Source organism: Sphingobium sp. DC-2, from assembly GCF_000722555.1.
GTDB lineage: Bacteria > Pseudomonadota > Alphaproteobacteria > Sphingomonadales > Sphingomonadaceae > Sphingobium > Sphingobium quisquiliarum.
Genome location: NZ_JNAC01000039.1, coordinates 1 through 20,544, shown reverse-complemented (window position 1 = coordinate 20,544; position 20,544 = coordinate 1). Strand labels below are relative to the sequence as shown.

The 20,544-nt window shown below is 62.0% G+C and carries 18 protein-coding genes; 14 read left to right on the top strand and 4 right to left on the bottom strand.

The annotated features are described in order from the left end of the window. Positions 1-40: 40 nt before the first annotated feature. A complete protein-coding gene (locus tag ET21_RS0108090) occupies positions 41-1,555 on the top strand; it encodes a hypothetical protein (protein ID WP_030539262.1) in 1,515 nt (504 codons plus the stop codon). Then, complete coding sequence (locus tag ET21_RS0108085) at positions 1,552-3,900, top strand: hypothetical protein (protein ID WP_030539261.1); 2,349 nt, start codon at positions 1,552-1,554, stop codon at positions 3,898-3,900. The genes ET21_RS0108090 and ET21_RS0108085 overlap by 4 nt, the downstream gene beginning before the upstream one ends. On the opposite strand, the gene ET21_RS0108080 is transcribed toward ET21_RS0108085, so the two are convergent. From ET21_RS0108080 to ET21_RS0108070, 3 genes are read right to left on the bottom strand one after another with little or no spacing between them, the layout of a single operon-like run. Beyond that, positions 3,838-4,908, bottom strand: a complete 1,071-nt coding sequence (locus ET21_RS0108080) for a hypothetical protein (RefSeq protein WP_030539260.1) — start codon at positions 4,906-4,908, stop codon at positions 3,838-3,840. The two genes, ET21_RS0108085 and ET21_RS0108080, sit on opposite strands and share 63 nt — an antisense overlap. Then, positions 4,905-5,708 (bottom strand): hypothetical protein, encoded by an 804-nt coding sequence (locus ET21_RS0108075; RefSeq protein ID WP_081856636.1) that lies wholly within the window; start codon positions 5,706-5,708, stop codon positions 4,905-4,907. The genes ET21_RS0108080 and ET21_RS0108075 overlap by 4 nt, the downstream gene beginning before the upstream one ends. After that, on the bottom strand, positions 5,695-6,330 hold the full coding sequence (locus ET21_RS0108070) for a hypothetical protein (RefSeq protein WP_030539258.1): 636 nt from the start codon (positions 6,328-6,330) through the stop codon (positions 5,695-5,697). The genes ET21_RS0108075 and ET21_RS0108070 overlap by 14 nt, the downstream gene beginning before the upstream one ends. Before the next feature lie 132 nt (positions 6,331-6,462). Here ET21_RS0108070 and ET21_RS0108065 point away from each other — a divergent pair, with 132 nt between their 5' ends. From ET21_RS0108065 to ET21_RS0108050, 4 genes are all read left to right on the top strand, one after another. After that, positions 6,463-7,002, top strand: coding sequence for a hypothetical protein (locus ET21_RS0108065; protein WP_237751512.1), 540 nt, complete (start codon positions 6,463-6,465; stop codon positions 7,000-7,002). Beyond that, on the top strand, positions 6,999-7,904 hold the full coding sequence (locus tag ET21_RS0108060) for a DUF4238 domain-containing protein (protein WP_030539256.1): 906 nt from the start codon (positions 6,999-7,001) through the stop codon (positions 7,902-7,904). The genes ET21_RS0108065 and ET21_RS0108060 overlap by 4 nt, the downstream gene beginning before the upstream one ends. An 815-nt stretch (positions 7,905-8,719) precedes the next feature. Then, positions 8,720-9,211: a DUF736 domain-containing protein gene (locus ET21_RS0108055; RefSeq protein ID WP_030539255.1), complete on the top strand. Its 492-nt coding sequence runs from the start codon at positions 8,720-8,722 to the stop codon at positions 9,209-9,211. Positions 9,212-9,292: 81 nt separating this feature from the next. Beyond that, a complete protein-coding gene (locus ET21_RS0108050; RefSeq protein ID WP_030539254.1) occupies positions 9,293-10,306 on the top strand; it encodes a DUF2493 domain-containing protein in 1,014 nt (337 codons plus the stop codon). 149 nt (positions 10,307-10,455) lie between these two features. Here ET21_RS0108050 and ET21_RS25700 read toward each other — a convergent pair whose 3' ends face one another. Then, positions 10,456-10,782 carry a hypothetical protein gene (locus tag ET21_RS25700; protein ID WP_037470504.1) on the bottom strand — a complete coding sequence of 109 codons (327 nt, stop codon included), beginning with the start codon at positions 10,780-10,782 and terminating at the stop codon, positions 10,456-10,458. Between the two features lie 467 nt (positions 10,783-11,249). Here ET21_RS25700 and ET21_RS0108040 point away from each other — a divergent pair, with 467 nt between their 5' ends. From ET21_RS0108040 to ET21_RS0108010, 8 genes are all read left to right on the top strand, one after another. Beyond that, on the top strand, positions 11,250-11,552 hold the full coding sequence (locus tag ET21_RS0108040; RefSeq protein ID WP_030539252.1) for a hypothetical protein: 303 nt from the start codon (positions 11,250-11,252) through the stop codon (positions 11,550-11,552). After that, positions 11,549-13,597: a type IV secretion system DNA-binding domain-containing protein gene (locus ET21_RS0108035; RefSeq protein ID WP_030539251.1), complete on the top strand. Its 2,049-nt coding sequence runs from the start codon at positions 11,549-11,551 to the stop codon at positions 13,595-13,597. The genes ET21_RS0108040 and ET21_RS0108035 overlap by 4 nt, the downstream gene beginning before the upstream one ends. Continuing rightward, on the top strand, positions 13,594-16,569 hold the full coding sequence (gene mobF / locus ET21_RS0108030) for a MobF family relaxase (protein WP_030539250.1): 2,976 nt from the start codon (positions 13,594-13,596) through the stop codon (positions 16,567-16,569). The genes ET21_RS0108035 and mobF overlap by 4 nt, the downstream gene beginning before the upstream one ends. Continuing rightward, positions 16,559-17,107, top strand: a complete 549-nt coding sequence (locus tag ET21_RS25695; RefSeq protein ID WP_037470503.1) for a restriction endonuclease — start codon at positions 16,559-16,561, stop codon at positions 17,105-17,107. Before mobF ends, ET21_RS25695 begins: the two co-directional genes overlap by 11 nt. Further along, on the top strand, positions 17,104-17,712 hold the full coding sequence (locus ET21_RS27005; protein ID WP_081856635.1) for a lytic transglycosylase domain-containing protein: 609 nt from the start codon (positions 17,104-17,106) through the stop codon (positions 17,710-17,712). The genes ET21_RS25695 and ET21_RS27005 overlap by 4 nt, the downstream gene beginning before the upstream one ends. 197 nt (positions 17,713-17,909) lie before the next feature. Next, a complete protein-coding gene (locus ET21_RS28890) occupies positions 17,910-18,173 on the top strand; it encodes a type II toxin-antitoxin system Phd/YefM family antitoxin (protein ID WP_051768061.1) in 264 nt (87 codons plus the stop codon). Beyond that, positions 18,170-18,634: a PIN domain-containing protein gene (locus tag ET21_RS0108015; protein ID WP_030539247.1), complete on the top strand. Its 465-nt coding sequence runs from the start codon at positions 18,170-18,172 to the stop codon at positions 18,632-18,634. The genes ET21_RS28890 and ET21_RS0108015 overlap by 4 nt, the downstream gene beginning before the upstream one ends. Then, positions 18,631-20,283 carry a recombinase family protein gene (locus tag ET21_RS0108010; RefSeq protein WP_051768060.1) on the top strand — a complete coding sequence of 551 codons (1,653 nt, stop codon included), beginning with the start codon at positions 18,631-18,633 and terminating at the stop codon, positions 20,281-20,283. Before ET21_RS0108015 ends, ET21_RS0108010 begins: the two co-directional genes overlap by 4 nt. Positions 20,284-20,544: the final 261 nt, after the last annotated feature.

The following is a 20,544-nucleotide window of genomic DNA, read 5'->3' as shown; positions in this document are numbered from 1 at the left end:
GTGAAATGAGGCCACTGGCCCGAACAATCACCGAGGGCCGATGATCCTGCTGCCACAATGGACCGAAAAAGCCGAAAAGCGCGGGCTCGACCCGCTCGGCATGCAGAATAGCGGCGTGCTGCTCTATCAGTCACTGCTCCCGGGCATCAGCAACGTCACGCTGCGCATGCGCTACTATGGCTATTATTGCTGGGTCAGCGAAACCTATGCCCGCCGGGACGCGACCAGCGACTTCGAAGCCTGGCGCATCTGGGTGCGCCGCGCCGAGGCACTCTACGCCCTCGTGTCAGCACGGACGGGTGAAACCGGCGTCGGCGGTATCGAATGGGCCAATCGGCGCCTCGCGACCTCGGGACGCGTGATCGACTTTGAAGCCGCCGCCTCGACCGATCCCGCGCAGGAACGGTACCTTCGCCAGTCGCTCGGCGTCTTCGGCGGCGCCTATTACAGCCAGATGGCCGAAATGAACCTCTTCACCGAGAACCGCCACGGCATCCAGGTCACCACCAAGGATCTCGGCCGTCGCGCGGCCTCCCTGTTTGCCGACGCCATCGGACCGGACCTCGCCAGACTCCTGCGACAGAAGATCGTCGACGCCAAGGTAAGCCTTCGCGAACTCGACCGGCTTCAACCCATCGCACCATCGCAGATCGCGGAAGAAAGCGAGGAGCGGACTTTCTACGAAACATTGCTCTTCGCCCGGTCCGGTGACGCAGGAAAGTCAGGGCCGAGCCGCGCGGCATCGCTCGACCTCATCCTCGAAACCGCCTTCACGCAAAAGGAGTGGCCAAGCCCCGAACAGGTCCGCTGGCATCTTTTTGATCCACCCGAGCCGGCCCTTCCCTCCAGCCTCGAAACCCAGCGGCTCGCCTGGGAAGCCTATCAATGCCAGGACATGATGCAGGTGGCGTGCGCCGCGCTGCTCGCATGGGGCATAGCGATCATCAACGCCGAGCCACAAGGCCGGTCGCTTGCCGAGATCCGAGCGGAGGTCGTCGCCCATCTCGAAACGCTGGATGACCCCGATCCGGACTCGAGCTGGCGCGCGCTGCGTCTCGCGATCGATCCCCACATATTCGATTATGCCGCGATGTGGGCCGAACTCACCGGCGCGCGCGGCGCCGTTGCCGACAAGGCCGTCAGCGCATGCCTGCTGATTGCTGCGCTTCATCAGCGACTCCTCGGCCGTCCCGAACTGGCTGCCGCCGCCGCGCAAGGTCTGCCCGATCGCGGGATGGCCCACTCGCTACGGACAGAAATATCATGGCTCGAAGGCAGGGAAGGGGAGAGCATCGCCACGCTGATCGCCGACTATATGATCGAGCGCATCATCAGGCGGCATAGCCATGTCGCCATGCAAAAACTGCGGCGACAGGGCGATTATACGTTCCTGTTCGAGCAGCAAGAGGGGCGTTTCGTCTATCTCGCTGCCTACCAGCCGGTCGCCACCACACCGCGGCTGGCATCCGCAATCCAGTTTCTCGCTGACATCCATCTTCTCGACGATGATGGCCTGACGCCGCTCGGCTGGGCGGCGCGGGATGCCGGCCGATGAAGCTCCCCGATCGTCTGGGTCGCCGCAGCGGCCGCCCTTTCCATAGTGCAATCGCCACCAGCTTCGCCCTGGAGTTCGCGGCGGTCGAGGAAATCCTGCTGCCGCAGCTCATGGCCAGCGGCGCCACGAACCTCCTCCTCCTGACCGACGCGCGCATGACCGCGCTCGCGCTTTCGGAAGGCTCAGCCCTTCCTGCCGCCCTTGGTCGCGACTATGCGCTCTACAGCCCGCCTGCCGCCAACGGCATTTTCCACCCGAAAATCATCCTGCAAGTTGGTCGCGAAAGCGCCCGGGCGATCGTCAGTTCCGCAAACCTTACCGCATCGGGCCTTGCCGGCAACGCCGAGGTCGCGATCGAGATCGAATGCAAGAACATAGACAGCCCCGAGCGCGAGATCATTCGCTCTATCTGGCGCTATCTCGACGCACTTGTGCCCGCCGCCAGTTCTCCAGCGCGTGACGCGCTGCGCTGGACGCAAGAGCGTGCGACCTGGCTCGGCGGGGCACCAGGAGATGCGGTGCACGAACTGGACGGGACCGGCATCGCTTTCCTCGATGGGCCCGGCGACACGGGAATCGCAGATCAGTTCGTGTCACTGATCCAGGGCGCGAGGGTCCAGAGTCTGACGGTAATCAGTCCCTATTGGGACCATGATCTCGCTGCGCTGGCCAATCTCTCGAAGCGCCTCTCCCCGACCCGGATCATCCTTCCGATCGACCGCAACCATCATGAATTTCCGGTCGATGCACGCTTTGCCAGAAAGACGACGATCGTCGATCTTCAGTGGCCATCCCGGCGCTTCACGCACGCCAAGATCATCATCGCCTCGACCGCTGATCACGACCATATCCTCTTCGGCAGCGCCAACTGTACCAGTGCCGCCCTCGGATCAGCCGGGATGCCAGGCGCCAATGCCGAAGCCTGCATCTATCGCAGGCTTCCCGCCGGTGCAGCGGGTCGAGCGTTGGGCCTCGAACGCTGGACTGACGCTGAGCCGATCAAGCTCTCCGACCTGTCACCGCCGATTGTGACATCCCCGATCCCGCTCGATACCATCGAAGCCCGCCAGCCCGGCATCTTCGAACTCGACCAGGGCCAGCTCATCTGGACAGCCGCGAAAACGGATGTGGCAGATGGAGACATCCAGCTGCTCGACCGGTCTGTGCGCCTGATCGGGACGATCCCGGTGCGATCCTTCGTCCAGATCGATAACCGGCGGCGCGCACCGGTAGAGCCCGCATTGCACAAGTCCCTGTGCTTCGCTCGACTGGCCACCGGCGATCTCGTCTCGACCCTCGCGCACATCACGCATCGCGAGATATTGCGCGCCGGACGTCGGGAGGTAGCGACCGGCAGCGTGGCACGCGCGCTCGCGCCCTTCATCGATGGCGCTGATTTCGATCTCTGGATGCATCAGGCATTCGAAACCCTTGTGCGCGCGGATTTCGAGGCCGTGACCCAGCCGCGCGCCCTGTCGGCCGCCCGGCCGCAGGAGCGCAAAAGCGTGGACGAGCCGGCGGCCCCCGTTTCATTGAGCTATGAGGAGTTCACCCAGGCGCGCTCCGGCGCCGGCCGTTCGGGCGGCGAGGGCGATAACAGTCTTGCCGGCACATATAGCGACACGATTCGCGACTTCCTCAATCTGCTCTCCGGCCGCGGCCCTCAAGCAGATCAATCCGCCGAAGACGACACAGCTTTCGATGACCTCTCGGACGAAAAGGCCGACACCGACCGTGAGGATGACCCGGCCGATGAAAGCGTTGAACATCGCGACACTGACAAGCCATCGCTCGCGCCCACCCCGGTCGACGCCCGGCTCTACGAGCGGCATATTCTTGGATATACCGAAGGACTTGAGGCCGACGAGGAGGCGCTCGGTTCCAGCGACGTGCTGCGGCTGCGCTACTGGGTCCTGTTTCTCCTCTACAAGGCCCGATGCCCTGATCTGCCGAAGGGCCTGGATACATCCAGCGCCCTCCTTGGCTGGCCACGCTTCGTCGTGCGCGTCCTTGTCGCCTTTTTCTGCGGCGGGAAGCCCGCAATACGACGCGTCATGCTCGCACGCGATTTCGAGGCCATGCCGGTCGATTTCATGGAATGCTGGATTACCATATTATGGAGTCTTGAGGCGATCGAGACCCTGTTGGCAAACCAGCGCAAGGACCGCGAGTTCGTGAAATATATTCCCGAACTGCGCCGACGCGTGGTTTCCCTTCTCGGTCTGAGATCCGACGAGCTGAATGGTGATATCGCCACAGCCATTCGTGCAGGACTCGACCAGTCAATCGGGATCAGACTCGGCCTTGATCCGATCGCTGTTCGGCTCGATGTGCCCCAGCCATAAAGGGAGCCGGCTGTTCTTGAAGTCCCAAGCCCCCAGCGGCGCAAACCATTCGGGCACCGCCTCGCCATGGAGCTGGATCACCTGATCGCCGTCGACCGTCTGCGCGGCATAATAGTGGCTGAAGATCCGGCTGGCCCAGCCGATCCCGTCAAAGCCCTGGTCCGATGGGTCCTCAGGCTGCGCCACGAACTCGACACCTCCAATCTCGCCACCATCCATCCGTGCGATTGGCTCGCCCACGGTCCAATCCCCGAACAGGAAGAGAATCTGCGCCAGCCTGCGATCACGAGGATCGGTGAGTTCTGTATCCCCGCTATACATGCGCGCCGCGCCGATCATGAACTCCGCCAACCCCTCCGGGCTCAACTTTCTCGGCATTTTCCGGTCGGCGTCGAGCACCAGACGGAGCGGTGGCCGCGTCATGATGATCACCTCACCGATCCTGCCGAACTCATTCGCCATCACCGCCTCCTGCATAGTCACGCGCAGGCCGCCATCAGGGCGGCGAAAAGGCCCCGGGGGAATGATCGTCCAGATATTCCAGAGCGACCAGAAGATCGCCAGCTTGAGCGGCGTGCCGACCAGGTCGGCATAGGATTGCAGCGAGTTGAGATAAGCCGCCGACATGGAGGTGCGCTGCCTGAACGGCTTCTGGCTACGGACATTCTTGACCTCGACCAGCCATTGCTCGCCATCGTTGAGAACAACCCGGAAATCCGGAGCACGCGATACTGCGCTCCCATGAACACGGCCGATGTCCTCGGTCTTCAGCATCCGATAGCGCCCAAGGGTCAGAATCGTCGCCTCGAACAGCCGTTCGGTCCGCGAGCCATGGATCAGGGTTGCATCAGACAGCGCCGTTTCCAGCCTCGGTCGAGCATCGGTCATGAACCTGTCGATCAGCGTCGGATCGTTGAGGGCGACGCCTTCACGCTGCGCAAAGGCTGCCAGCGACGCCAGCAGATCAAACGCCTTTGGCTGGGGTTGCGCAGGCATCCCCTTGGTCATGGCGTGCTCCCGTTCGAACTTGGTGGCTCGACATCGGGCGGGTTCATATAGTGCCGAAATCCGGTCAGATCCTCATCGCTTGGATTGTCCGCCTCAGGGAAAAACCGGATCGTCTCCGCAATGTCGCGACGGGAGACATAGCCGATAATCGAGCCGCCATTGCTCATCTCATAGTCCACCGATCCGGTATGGCAATTGGGAAGGGCCAGCCCCGGAGCAAAGGCGATGGGCTTCTTGTTGCCCTTCTTGCTGACCTCATGCTTGGCGAGCGCAACCCGGATGAACTCCAGCGTGGTGAACCCCATTTCCGTGCGGCGCAGATCGAGTCGCATCTGATCCACCAGTTCCGGCCGTTCCTGCGCATCACGCAACTGCTGCGCGCGAAGCTCCCGGTCATAATGACGGTACCCAAGCTCGCGCTCGAGATGGCTCGCCTTCTGGTCGAACCCACCATTTTCGGCCAGTTTGATGACCTCTTCACAGCGCTGCCGCCACGTGCGCAGCAATTCATAGGCAGCGAAGATCCACATCGGTGAAAGCGCCTGCACCATGGCCATGGTCGACCGTGGCGGATCATCCTCCGCCATCTGTTGCAGGACCTGCTCTTCAAGGCCGTTCAGCAGATTATCGACATGGCAAAGCTGGCTCGCCTGCATCACGAGAAACGGGTTCTCGGCAAAACCGGCCAGCGACTTCAGCGCCTCGAAAAGATCGCTCCGCCCGATGTCGGACACCCGACGATAGCGTGGCTCTTCGTCCTCCGGTTCGAACATCTCCGGCACGCCGTCATAGGCTCCCATAAGGCGGATTCGTCACCGCCAGGGGAAGGGGATCGGCCAAGCCCCAGAACCGCGTCGTGGCCCGGGTATAGCGCTCAAGGTCCGCTTGCCGGATGCGCACATGTTCACTTGCCACCGGCGTTCCGGGGAGGAGATCGTGATAGTCAACAGACTCCTCATCCCAGAGGTGCGGGGCAAGCGCGCGCAGCCTTTCGCAGGATCGCCCCTCTCCATGACGCACGACATTGGCAACCACGAACATCTCCGTCAGAGCCTCTCCAAGAGGCTCAAGCATAAGGTCGATACCGGCGCGCTCGGCACAGCCGGCGAGCAGTGCTTCAAAGCCGTTGAGCTTGCCCATATCGGAACCCCCAGCATCCTGTATCGCGCGCGCCCAGCGGCTCATTTGTCGCTCGAACAAACCGGCGAGGGTAAGGACAAACGCCTTGGCCGCCTCATTGGCAGTATAATTGTCGACCTGCGCCGCCGCCCGATCGAGAAACTGATCAAGGCTATCGGCCTCCCCGGTCTCAAGGCCCGCATGGGACGGCAGCTTGTCCATGACGGGCAAGATCACGCGATCGAAGAACCGCCCGAGATTGGCCTGAAAGATCCTGGGTAACCGCTCCGCCGTCGACATCATCACAATCCTCTTGCGCGCTTCCTCGCGCGCCCCAAAAGGTGAAGCTTTCTCCCATAGTTGCAAGTCATCAAGACCTCGCCGTGGTGACGACGATGCGATAGAGGTGCGTGCAATTAGACACAGGGGGAATGCGTGAAGAGTGCCAAAGGCGATGCCCACCGGAAATCTTCGCGAAAGCCCTATAATGAGCGCACCGACCTTGAGAAACTCCAGTCCCAATGGACCAAATTGTCGGGGCTCCATGGGCGCGATGAACCATCCGCGGCGATCGTGCGCTGCGCCACGGCTGCGGAAATCGCCGCCAATTATGCGGTACGCACCGAGTGGGGCAAGAAGACCCAATTCGATGCAGCCATCGTCGACCAGTTCCTCCGTTGGGCGAATGGTCTCCCACTGAAGGTCGAGCGCCTGTTCGTACCCGTTTTCTTCGCGACCCCCCGGACAAGCCCAACCGCACGCGCCCTGATCAGCTCGGCGGGCAAGATCAACACCGTCCGCAACGCCGTCGTCCACCAAGGTTCCTTCAGCAACAAGGATGAGGCCGAGGCGGTGATCGCGGAGGCCAAGACCTTCATCAACATGATCGTCGGCCTCTCGATTGACGGCTTTGATATCGACGCACAGGCCGCATCGGTCAGGGCTGCTCCCCCTGCCGAGGAAACGCGAGAATGACCGCCGAGAGGCCCAAGCGGCATCATTATGTGCCGCAATTCTATCTCCGTCGCTTTGCCTGCCCGGACGACGCGAACAAGGTCCGCATGGTCGAACGACATGGCGATATCCTCGCCATCGACCGCAAATCGATCGATCGCATCGGCTATGAGGACTCCATCCATGACTATGTCGCGGACGGGGTCGCAGGGTCGATCGAAGGTCCGATCAACCATATGATCGAGACGCCCTTCTCCAACAGTCCGGCCTGGAGGAAGATCGTCGAGGGTGCCGGCACCAGTCTCGCTGAGACCGACAAGATACCGATCTATGGTTTCGCCCGTCACCTCCAACGTCGCAACCTTGAGACCTTGCGCTTCATAGAGGCTGAGTCCGCCCGCTTCGCGGATGGCGCGCTCGACGGCGACTTGAGCGAGGACGAGCAGGAGATGCACGCATGGATCGCTGCATCCGCGGACAATGCGCATGCCCTGTTTCGCGAGGGCGCGATGGACACGAATATCCCCGAGGACGCCGACGCCATCAATGTGATGGTCTGCCATTCGCCGATCCCTTTGCGGACATCGACGAACCCAACGCTGATGATCTCGGCGCCGGGCCATCAATCCATCTTCGGCGCCTTCTTCAACGACCTGAGAACCTGGTGGCTCACGCTCGATCGATATTGTGGCGCCTTCATCATCGCCGGTGGCCCGCCGGGGTTCAGCAATTCTACCCTGCCGCCTGACGCGGCCCGCATGATCAACCAGCAATATCTGGTCCAGCATGGCAACAGCATGACGGTTCGCTACCTCCTCGCCAACGACCCCTATCTTGATGACGACCTTGTGTGGGCCGGCTATGGCTTCGAGCGGTCCACGACCCATGGTGCCCGATGGCGCAAGCTCGGCACGGGGCGATGATCCGGCAACCACGATCCAGCGCATTGCACTGGGGCAAGCCTCCGGTTTGTCGTGAAAGCGGGGCATCTCGGGATTGCACGCCGAGCGATAAACGACAGGATAGACATCCCGAGGTCGGGCGGATGCCCGCTAAAGCGGGCACCGGGCTCTATCTCCGCTCCGCTCCGACCAAGCCCCCTTTGGGGTCTTGGCGGCTGACGCCGTAACGATCCCTTCCGCGGGGAGGCCGGGCAGGGGAGGCATTCTTCCCGAGACGTCAGAAGGCCCGGCACGACCATCGCAATGCAGGCTTCGCCTAAGGAATCGCGCTAGTCGCGCGATGCGGATCGTGGAGCGAGCAGACAAGCCATCACCCCCTTCGCCGCCCTCGCAGGATCCGTGCGTTGCAGGACGGGTTTCGTCCGCAAGAATTGCGTCGGGACAAAGCTACGCTAGGCGAAAAGGGGCCGGCGATGTTTGTCTGTTTTCAACAGAAGCGCCGGCCCCTTTTCGCCAAGCTTCGCTAGAGCCCCTCCCGTGCTTCTTGCGGACAAGAGCCCCGCCCTGCGCCTTCGGACCTGCGAGGGCGGCTCCGGGTGCGATGACTTGTCAGCCGGCCCACGCTCCCTTTCCATTCAAGCAGAACCGGCCGCAAGCGGCCGGTGCGTCTTCGTCATTTGTGGGCCGCTGACGCGGCCGTTTGATGCTCGGGCTCACCAGGTACGATGGATTTCTGTCAAGAAATCAATGTTATGGAAGTAATGGAGGGGAGGGAGTAGGGTTCTGATGTGGCCGGGAAAGAGAAACGAGCCACAGCACAGAGAAAGGATGAAGTCATGAAGATCGGTAGCTTCAAGTTCGACGAGCGCGCCAGCGACATTATCGGCAAGATCGCCACCCGCGAAATGCGCTTTCCCTACCTTATCATGCGCCGCGTCGAGGATCGACAGAGCGACAGCGCCCCCGTCTATGAGATTTACGAGACGAACCGCGCTGGCGACGAAATCCAGATCGGCGTGGTCTGGGAACGCCGCATGAAGTCCAATGACGAGGTGTTCCTGTCCGGCATGGTGGACGATCCGAGCTTCCGCGAGCCGCTGCCCATCGCCCTTTTCGGGGACGAGACGAACGGCTTCGATGTCCAGTGGCGGCGCGAACGCGAGCGCGAGGCGCAGGGCGGCGGCTTTGGCGGGCGCAATGGCGGCGGTCAGCGGTCGGGCGGTTTCGGCGGACGGACCGGCGGCGGTTTCTCCGGCGGCAGCACCGCTGGACCGGACGGCGGATATACCGGCGGCGGACGCAGCCTTGACGATGAGGTGCCCTTCTAAGCGGCACCCAAGGCGGGCCGGGGGAGCGCTGGAACGCTTCCCCGGACCCTGAACCGTCACCCGACCAAAGGAACCCATCCCATGAGCAAGCCAACGGCCTTGCGCAGCGTTAGCAGCTTTGCCGACCTGCCGGAACTCTATGCCGAAGCCATCGCCACGCCCGATTTCGTGGCATCGTTCGGCGACCCCTTGCCCCTCACCATCATCGAGCCGGACGAGGAACCTGCCGAACATTTCATGCCCGATCCTCTCGCGGCACAGGCGGAATGCGGCGGCATCATCGCCGCCATCTTCGATCTGCTAGGCGATACCCGACTGGACCCGCTTGCCCCGGAACTCGCATGGGGCTTCGTAAACAGCTTCCATTTCGTCGCAAACAAGCTGGAAGGCCGCGAGGACAGGCTGGCCGATACCATTCGCGATATGGCCCGCCGTCTGGAACCGGGCGAGGTGTTCAACAAGGAACTGGAGGACACCCAGCTTGAATGCCAGTCGGTCGCGGAACAGCGCGCCGCCATGGAAGCCATGCGCGACTATGCGGCGGCAATGTATCGTGCCTATGCCGGTCGCCCATGGTCGCCCGCCAAGGGTTCGCGCGCGTCCCATGTCACCACCGCCAGCCAGATTTCGGCGCTCGACTTCCTGCGCGCAAGGTCTGAACGGAAGCGTGACCGATACGACCCGCAAGGCCCCGTCGTGGTCGTGTCCGGCCCTTCCGACTGGCACGATTGGCGGATTATCTGGGGACGGCTCGACCAGATCAGAACGCGCATTCCTCACATGGTGCTTGTCACCACCGGGCAGCGCCTTGGGGTCGATGCAGCCGCCGCCGCATGGGCAGCGCAACGGGGCGTGGTCTGCATCGCGTTCGGCCTTTATGGGCGCGGCAACGGCAAAGCCTTCCGGCGCAATCGCAACATTGCCGAGCTTATGCCCGTCGAGGCGTTGCTATGCGAAGGGTCGGGCATCCAGTCGAGCCTCTATGACCTGTTCAACCCGGAGAAGGGCCACCGTGTCCCAACCCATGTTTTCATGCGGGCAGATCAGGCGCCCGATGTTCCGATCAAAAAGAAGCGCCGCGTCATAGCGGCCTGATCGCGAAGCCACCAAGAGAAGGGCCGGGGCGGGCAACCGCTCCCGGCCCCTTGTCGTGCCTTTGGCACGAGCGGGGGAAACCCGAACGGTTTTCCCCGCGCCGCTCCTTTTGCCGGGCGTACCGCCCGCCAACGTCGCTCCCCTTTCCGCTAAGGATGCACAGCCGTTGAGGCGTCATCACCGCCAGCCGGGGGAACAACCGCGCGCTTGCGAGCCGACCCCGCAGACGGTTCCGCCTGGATGCCTTGTGCCGTCAGCCCCTTGAGCGCGGCAATCGCCACGCCGCCGCCGACTCGAATCGCTTGGCTCAGCACGTCGCGAAATTCGCGCTCGCTTAAGCGTTCGACCGGCAGTTCCGTCGCCAGCTTCCCATAATGGGCGCGCAATCCACGCCGCACCGTCTCGGCTTCCCGCGCGAGATTTTGCTGATCGGCCTCGATCTTCGCCAGCCGTTCGCGTTCCGTCATCTTGGGCATTCTTAGACTCCTTGCTCAAGGAGGTCTGCCCGCCGCCCTCGACTATCCACCAAGGACCACCGCCATGCAATGCCTTCCCGGCGATCGGAATGAGATCACGCCCGCAAACGCACCCAACCGGGGAGACCCGCCCACGGTCGAGTCGACGGGCGCAGCGGGCAAGCGCGCTGCGGAGGAGGGACGCACGCCGGAGGCGGGTGTAATGCACCCCACGCACGGGGTGCTGCGGGCGCGAATCGCCCGGATTTCCGCCGTTTTTTAGCGGCACAGGACGGCAGCCCATCTGGCACTGATCGGCTGCCGCCGGCAGCCAGCCCCAGAATGCTGCCGGCCTAACCGATTGATCTCGCTTGGCACTCTCTGGCTGCCAGCGGCAGTTTCGATAAATTGTTGAGATCACGGCGCAAATCGGCTATAAGGGCGACGCTTCACCACGTTGCTGGCGTGCCGGACAAGGAGTCCGCCGCTTGGCACGTATTACAATCCGCATAGACGATGATCTCTATGCGCGCCTTTCCGTCCATGCGCGCAACGCAGGTCTCGGCGCCGCGACCTATTGTCGCGACATCCTTGAACGGTTCGAAGGCACAGATCCTTCGGGATATCACGCCCGCTTCGATGAGCTCCATGCGACGGTCATCCAGGCCTTCGCCATCCTCGCCACGTCTGTCGGCGAGCGCTCTCCGGACATCCTCCAAAAGGGACTGGGCGAAGCCCGTCGCCTCCTCCGCGAAAGGGGGCTGCTCGACCCCGAGCAGGACCGGTCATGAGCATCTTTCGTCACGACACCCTCGGCTCCTGGACTCGCGGCGGCCAGGCCATCGTCCACAACGTCCGGATGACCACCCAGGTCTTCTACCAGACCTTCCTCGCTGGACTGGTCATCTGGATCGGCGGCATCATCTGGTATGCGCTCGAGAAATCCTCAGAGTATGAGCGCTTCGTTCTGGTGAAGCTCGGCCAAGCGGCTTTCATGGGCGACGCTGTTCCCGGCAACGCGACCCCGATCTTATTCAAGACACCGGCGGGCAAACAATATTGGACAACACCCAAGGGCTTGCTCGACTCAGGTGTCGCCCACAAGACGCTCGCCGCCTTCGAGACCTACCTGCTACACGGCGCAGCGCTCTCCGGTGTGTTCGCTCTGGCGATGCTCTTCTGGGCGTGGTTCTATTTCACCCGGACGGGGAAAGGCCTCGGCTCCAATCAGTTCCTGCGCGGGGCGCGGTTCGGCACAGTGCGGCAGGTCCGCCGCGCTCTCTGGCGTTACGCCAAGGGCAGCTTCGACATTGGTGGGGTCAATGTACCCGACGCCTTCGAACCCGAACATATCCTGATTTGCGGTGCGCCAGGTACCGGCAAGACGAACATCATCGTCAAGATGCTCGACGGCATCCGGAAGCGAAAGCGCCGCGCGATCGTCTATGACACAGCCGGCACCTTCGTCGAAAAATTCTACCGGCCGGGGATCGACGTGCTGCTCAATCCGCTCGACGCACGGGCGGATTGCTGGTCGCCCTGGGTCGACGTCCCGAGGGACTATCATTACGATCAGATCGCCGAGTCCACGATCCCTGACAAGACCGGCGATCCCTTCTGGGCGAAGGCGGCGCGCGGTACGCTGGTCGCCGTGCTGCGGAAGCTGGCTCGGCAGGAACGCACCCTCGTTTCGATCCTGCTCGACACGCTGCTGCGCTCCAAGCTGAAGGACCTCGCAGCCTTTGCCGCCGGCACCGATGCGGCGGCATTCATCTCGACCGAGGGCGAACGCACCAGCGCCGGTATCCAGGCTGAGCTTGCCTCCGTCATGCGCAGCTTCTCCTATCTCGACGATACCGCTGATGGTTTCTCGATCCGCGACTGGGTCGCCAACGAGAAAGACGACAGCTGGCTTTTCATCACCGTCAAGGCGGACCAGCTGCCTTCGCTGCGCCCCCTGATCACGGTATGGCTCGACATCGCGATCAGCGCGATCATGAGCATGACGCCCGATCGCAACCGGCGCCTCTATTGCGTGATCGACGAACTGCCGACGCTCCAGCGCCTGCCCTCGCTCGGCGACTTCCTGGCCCGCGCAAGGAAGTATGGAGGCTGCGGTATCCTCGGCTTCCAGAGCTATCCCCAGCTCGAGGCGACCTACGGCATCCAGGACGCTGCGGCGATCACCGGCTATTGCTCCACCTGGGTGGCGCTGCGGGCCAACGACACCCCCACAGCGAAGCATGTCAGCGAAAATTTCGGCCAGGTCGAACAGGTCGAAGCCAACGAAGGCATGTCCTACGGGGTCAACGATATGCGCGACGGGGTGAACCTCTCGCGCATGCAGGTAACCCGACCGCTGGTCATGCACACCGAGGTCACAAACCTGCCCAACCTGATGGGCTATCTGCGGTTCGGTCGCAGCCTTCCGGTGGTCCGGTTCGAGGACAGCTACAACAAGGTCGCCTCCATCGGCGAGGCGTTCGAGGAGCGGGGCGCCGCGCCCATTCGGATGGCGGTTCCAACGCCATCGGCGCCCCCGGCGCCGACAGCGCCGATAACACCAGCCAAGCCGAAAGCTACCCCGACGAAACGGCGACGTGCTGCCCCCAGTGATCCAGGAGCCGAACTGCCCCTGGTACCGCCAAGCGACGCTACGGGACCGACCGGCATACCCTCCGATGAAGAGGCGGCGTCTCCTCCGACCGACAACGGCCGGGAAGGGGAAGCAAGCAACCCACCACCACCGCTCGAGCTGTTCGGGAAGCCGGCGTGTTTCCGTCTCAGCCAGCACGGCCGCCATGACGGCACCCGCAATGCAGCGAGGCCGGCATGATCAATCCCATCCGCCTCAAGGGCAAACCCGCCAACATCGCTCGGTACTACACGGTCGGCGACTATTACACCAAGGGTGCCGACGAGCATTCCGAATGGGGTGGCAAGATCGCCACCGAACTGGGACTGGAAGGTGAGGTCGACCCTGCCGTCTTCAAGGAACTCTTAGCCGGTAAGGTCGGTGACCAGCAGCTTGGTCGCCAGCGGAAAGATGGCAACATCCAGCATCATCCGGGGTGGGACTTCGCCGTAAACGCCCCCAAGTCGGTGTCGATCATGGCACTCGTCTCCGGCGACGAGCGGATCGTTGAGGCGCATGAGCAGGCGGTCGGGGTCGCGCTCAACTATCTCGAGGAACACGCCACGATGCGGCACCGCGTCGATGGCAAGGTCACCGAGAAGACGACCGGCCGGCTGATCTGGGCGCGCTTCACCGAGCATGCGTCTCGCGAGCTCGATCCCCATCTTCACACGCACGTCGTCGTCATGAACATCACCGACGAGCGGGATGGAGCGAAGAAGGTCAGCCTGGAAACTCGCGCCATGTTCGCCGAGCAGATGGCGGCCGGGCAGGTGTACCGCAATGAATTGGCACACCTCCTCCGCGAGCGCGGCTACGATGTCGAGTTCGACCCTCGTCGTGGCCTGTTCGAGATCAGGGGCGTCCCCAAGGACCTGATCACCGAAATGTCGCAGCGCGCCGAACAGATCGAGGCTCATGCAAAAGAGCATGGCCTGACCGGGCAGGCGGCACGGCAGAAATCCTTCTATGCCACTCGGGGACCAAAGCAGAAAGTCTCACTCGAAGAGCTCCATCAGCGGTGGGACGGGCGGCTTGGCAAACATGCCGAGGCGGTGATGGAGGCGCGCGCCGACGCCGAGCAAATTGGTGAGCGCAGTATTGAGGTCGAGGCGCAGACGGCGGCGCGTGCCATGCTTTTCGGCCTGCGCCAGTCGGAAGGCAAGGAGGCGGTCAACAATCTCGGTCGGCTGTTGCAGACGGCCCTGGCTTCACATGTCGGCGAGGTTCGGCTTTCCGATATTCGTCCCGTGGTCGAGGAACATCAGGCGCGAGCCAAACTTCTCGAAACCCGCCACCTTACCGGTGACGAGATACACACCCGCGGTCGAACGTCACGTAGGACGGCGCGTCTCGAAATGTCGCTCTCCGATCATCTCGCCCTGGCCCTCACAGACGCCCGGCCCCTGGCGTCTATCGAAGCCCTCAGGGATGCAGGTCTTGCCCACAACCTCACTCCCGAGCAGCGGACAGCTCTGCTTCATCTCGGCCGGAGCGAAGACCGGATCGTGGGTGTCCACGGCGTCGCCGGCTCGGGCAAGTCGACCATCATCGGCGCACTAAGGAGTGCGGCGGGTGAGGACGCGACCCTCATTGCCCTCGCTCCGACCTCTTCGGCGGCGGCGGAACTGGGGAAGAAGGCCAATATTGAATCGCGCACCGTTGCCAGTCTCCTTGCGAGCGGCGGCGCGAGGCTTGATGAAAGTCATGTCCTGGTTGTTGACGAGGCCGGGCAGCTTGGCAACCGCCAGGCGGTACGTCTCCTCGAGATCAGCAGGACCACCGGCGCGCGCCTTCTACTGATTGGTGACACCCGTCAAACAGGGGCGATCGAGCAGGGCAAGCCGTTCTGGCTGATGCAACGTCTCGGCCTGCCGAAAGCCGAACTCCGGGAACCTGTCCGGCAGGAAACGGACAAGATGACCCAGGCCGTGCGGCTGGCACGGCTCCAGAACTACGACGGATCGCTTACCTCGCTGGACAGGGTGACGACCGGGGAAAGCAGTGAAAAGCTTGCCGCGTCGCTCGTTGCCGACTGGACACGCCTCAGTCCGGAAAACCGCGAGAAGACGAACATTCTCGTGCTTGAGAATGCGACCCGTCTGATCGTGAACACCAAGGTCCGCGAGGCGCTGAAAACGGAAGGTGCGATCGCGGCCGAGGAAACCCGGCTGTCGATCCTGTCGCCGTCCGGCATGACCGAGCAGGAGAAGCACTTCGCGCGCTTCTATTCTCGCGGTCAGGTCGTGGTGTTCTCCCGCGACAATGTCGGGCTGGGGATCGCCCGAGATGCCGAGTATAAGGTGATTGGCGTTGGACGAGACGCCCGTGGGCGTCAGACGGTCAACCTGGTCGATGAACATGGCCGCACCATCCAGTGGGATCCCCGTCTGGGGCGGGCCTCCCAGATCAACGTGTTCAAGGAAGAAAAACGCGACCTTGCCGCCGGCGACCGGATACAATGGCGCCTCGTCAACGAGGAGCTGGATCTCAAGAATGCCGAGCGAGGCACCCTGGAGCGCCTCAACGGCACCGTTGCCACAATCCGATGGGATCGGGACGGGCGGAGCCAGGAAATCGATCTTTCCCAGCACAAGAACTGGGACCATGGCTATGGCGAAACCGTCTACTCGGCGCAGTCCAAGACTTACGACCGGGTCTATGTGCTGGCGCCCGTCAACTCGCCGCTCGTTACAGGGCAAAACTTCTACACCGCGATCACCCGCGCGAGATTCGGGGCCAGCCTGTGGACCGAGAATCGGCAAAGGCTGGTCGAAAAACTGAAGCAGCGTACGGGCGAAAAGACATCTTCCCTCCAGGGGTTGGGGCGGATCGATCGGGACGGTGTGAAGGGCCGGTCGACCCGCCACTCCGAACGCTGGGACAAGCTCCGCGCCGAGCAACGCGCCCAACGCGAAGAGCGAAAGGACAAGCCGGCGGCGCAACGTGGATCTGCGGAGAGCACTCAGTTCACCGGACTGGCTGAGCGCATTGCGGATCGTGCGTTGTCGGCTGCATCCTTCATGGACCGGTGGGTCGTATCTCTTCTCGATCGAAGTTCCCATCGAGGTGCTGACCGGGAAGACGGGCGCGCCGCCGCGACGGCGCCCCAGCCGGCTCCCGAACCTGCCCACGCTCCTTCCCAGGATCACGGAGGCGGCCATGATCGCTGATTGGGCCGTATTGTCTATTGTCGTCGGGATTGTGCTCCTTGCCTGGTTCCTTCGTGGTTCCCGGACTCCGGTCAAACACCGATGGCGACGTCGACAGGCACGCATCATGTGCCGGCAATTGCAGGGCCGCGATCGCTCCCAACCTCCGGCGGTGGTTTTCGCCCGGATGCGCCGCATGGATCCCTTGGCTTTCGAGGAACTGCTTCTGGAATGCTTTGAACGCCGCGCGATCGAAGTGGTCCGAAACCAGAGCTACACCGGTGATGGAGGTATTGATGGGAAGGTAAGGATCTGCGGATGGGTCTGGCTTGTCCAAGCCAAGCGCTACAAAGACACGATACGGCCAGAAAATGTTGATGCGTTCGCGCAGCTATGTGCCGCAAAGAGTATGCCGGGGCTGTTCATTCACACTGGACGAACCGGACCATCGACCCGGACGCTGCTCAATCGTCATCCTCATATCCAGATCATATCTGGTGAACAGCTTCTCGCCCTCATTCGCGGTGAACCCGTCTTGGTCAGGGGGAAGCGCATATGAGACTCCCCATCGCGCGCGCGCGCTGGCGGTCGGGACTCTATGCCTTGCCGTCGCTCGTAGCGGGCCTCGCCCTCCTGTCGGGTTCAGCTGCAGCGGCGTCTCGTCCGGTCGGCTCTGCCACCGGGGAACGTGAGATCGCTCGATGTATCCAATTCGCATCGGCGGGCAGATCATGGCTTGAAAAGACGCTGTGGGGTCTGCGCGATCAGGAGGCCGGATGGATCGGCGCTGAGGTTCCGAACAGCAACGGTACACATGACCTCGGTCCTCTCCAGGTTAATAGCTCCTGGGTAGCCAAGCTATCTGTTCTCGTCGACCGCGATCCCGGTCTTGTACGCACCTGGCTGATCAACGATCCGTGCTTCAACGTGCAGGCAGCCAAGTGGCTGTTCCTGTCGGGGTTGCGCACCAGCGGGAGTTATTGGCAGGCTGTAGGTGTCTATCACAGCCCGACACCGTGGCGGCAAGAACGCTACCGCAAAAATGTCGCACGGCGCCTGGTTTCAAGGTTCGGGGCGAATGTGTTTTCACCCCTTCCGCCGAAAACCTTATCCCAACGCCAGGAAAGCAGTTCCTTTCCTCTTGCTCAGGGGAAGCCGCAGTGAACGGCTCAAGCGGCGAGCCACAGGTTTCGCGGAGCCCCGCGGACGATCTGGACGAACGGATCCTTCGCATAGCAGCAGCGATTGGCCGGCATCTCGCCAGGGAGGAGATGGCGCGGAAGGCGGGCGCAACTGGTGTGCCAGAAATACGCGATGGCCCATTGGAAGAACAGGATGATTGAGCTATAGTTCTAGCCGAAATGGCAGAGGTTTTGGATATGCCTGCCTGGCAACTTCAGGAAGCGAAGGACCAACTCAGCGAGGTGATTGAAACGGCACAGGTGCGTGGGCCTCAGATGATCACGCGCCACGGCCGACCTCGTGCGGTACTGCTCTCTGCTGCCGACTACGCGGCAATGACGTCCCAGAGGCCGGACTTCAAGGAATGGCTATTGGGAGGTCCCAAGGCAAACCTTGCATCACCTGACCTGGCATTCCACGCGATAGGGGAGGGGGAAGGTTGAAAGGCAATGAGAGCTTCCTCCTGAACACCGACGTGCTGTTCGAGACACGCCGAGCGTCAATGCATCCGAACGTCGCGCGGTTTCTAAAAGAGACGTCAGCAGACAGGCTGTTTCTTAGCGCTCTCAGCTTGGGTGAACTCCGTCGGCAGGCAAGGGACTTGCTTGAGATCGAGCCCGAAACGGCAGCCCGCTTCGAGAATTGGCTCGATGAGGCAAAGGCCTGCTTCGAGGAGAGGCTCTTGCCCGTCGATGGCGATGTGGCGGACGCATGGAGCGCCGTACGAAATGACCACATCCGCTCGGTCACCGCTTCGCTAATTGCTGCGACGGCAGCGTCGAACAGTCTCATTCTCCTTACCCGAAATGCCAAAGAGGCCACAGGGATGAACGTTCGGACCCTAAATCCTTGGCATGCAGCCTACCGCACCAGGCCGGCACCATCGACCGGAGACGCATCTTGACCCGTACTGCACTTTACGCCCGATACTCGAGCGATATGCAAAGCCAGACCTCGATAGACGACCAGTTCGCCATTTGCCGCGATCAGGCCGCCAGGGAAGGATGGCGCATCATCGGAAGCTATCAGGATGCAGCAATCTCTGGCGCCTCCGTGATTCTGAGACCGGGAATTCAATCGCTGCTCCAGGATGCGCAGCTCGGTAAATTCGACACGATCCTTGCCGAAGCGCTCGATCGCATTTCCCGAGATCAGGCTGATGTCGCGACCTTGTACAAGCACTTCCAGTTTGCCGGCGTGAAGCTGATCACCATCGCCGAAGGCGAGATATCGGAGCTGCATGTAGGGCTGAAGGGCACGATGAATGCTCTTTTCCTCAAGGATCTCGCGAAGAAAACGCATCGAGGGCTAAGGGGACGGGTCGAGAAGGGCAAATCGGGCGGTGGCCTGTGCTACGGCTACAATGTGCTTAAGAGGGTCGATGCGAGCGGCGAACTGGTTCGTGGCGAGAGATCGATCAATGAGGCGGAAGCTCTGGTCGTTCAACGGATCTTCCGAGAGTTCTCCAATGGCAGGAGCCCCCGCGCGATCGCGTGGGACCTCAACCGCGACAACGTTCCCGGACCATTTGGCAAGCAATGGTCGGACACGACGATAAGGGGACATGCGGCGCGCAAGACCGGCATCCTTCACAACGAACTCTATGTCGGCGTTCTGGTTTGGAATCGGCAACGATTTATCAAAAACCCGTCGACGGGGAAGCGGGTCTCCAGGCCCAACCCTGAATCTGAATGGATCAAGAAGGATGTGCCCGAATTGCGCATTCTGACTGACGAGCTGTGGCAGGCCGTGCGCCAGCGGGCGGACGAAATCGGAGAGCGCTATAAGGCTGTTGCGGACGGTATCCGGGTCTCAAAGGGAAAGAGACTTCGCGACCTGCATCGGCCCGTCTTCCTGTTTTCGGGAATGATAGAATGCGGCGTTTGCGGCGGGAACTGCACCATCATCGTGAATGATCGATACGGCTGCAACAACCACTTCCGAAAGGGTACCTGCGGCAACAATCGGACAATCCGGCGTGAGATGCTGGAGAAACGTGCGTTGCATGGAATATCGGAGCGCCTCGTTTCTGCGGACGCGGTGAAGCAGGCCGTGGCCAGCTACATAGAGCAAATCAATTCCGCTAACCGGGAACAGCGTGCTCAGGCGGAACTGGACCGCCGCAGTTTGGACAAGGTCGAACGCGCGATCGCAGGAATTCTCTCTGCGATTGAGGATGGCATGTATCAGCCATCCATGAAGGCGCGATTGAGCGATCTCGAACAGCAGCGGGATGAGCTTCAGCATCGACACGTCGAACATTCGGTGGTGGTTCCGGACATTCACCCGAACCTCGCTGAGCTATACCGGCGGCGCGTCGCATATCTGATTGAGGCGTTGAAAGACCCAGCCCTGCGGGATGAGGTGGCTCAGGATATTCGATCGATCGTTGGGAAAATCATCATCTCGCCCGGCCCTGACCGTGGGCAGGTTTACGCCGAATTGTGCGGGCAACTCATGGGAATTCTCAATGCTGTAAGCAAGGAAGGCGGGGGAGGAGGGCAACTATACCAACGGGGACTGCGCCCTCCCGCAACCAAAACGAGGTCATAAAAAGGCAACCACTCAATATTGGCGGCCTTTTTGCGTTTCGGCCGCAGACACTGAGATTCCGATCCGGAATCACTTCGGAATCGTTCGGGCGAAAAAATGGCGCTGAATAGCGCATCCGCGACCAAGTCCGTTGCCGAGATAGAGGCCGAATTTTGAAGCAGCGCACACTATGGCTGAGCAACCTTGCCAATGTTGGGGCCGAGGGTTCAAAGTAACCGAACGGTTGAGGCCGCCTGCCAAGATGTGAGTTGGGCGGGTAAG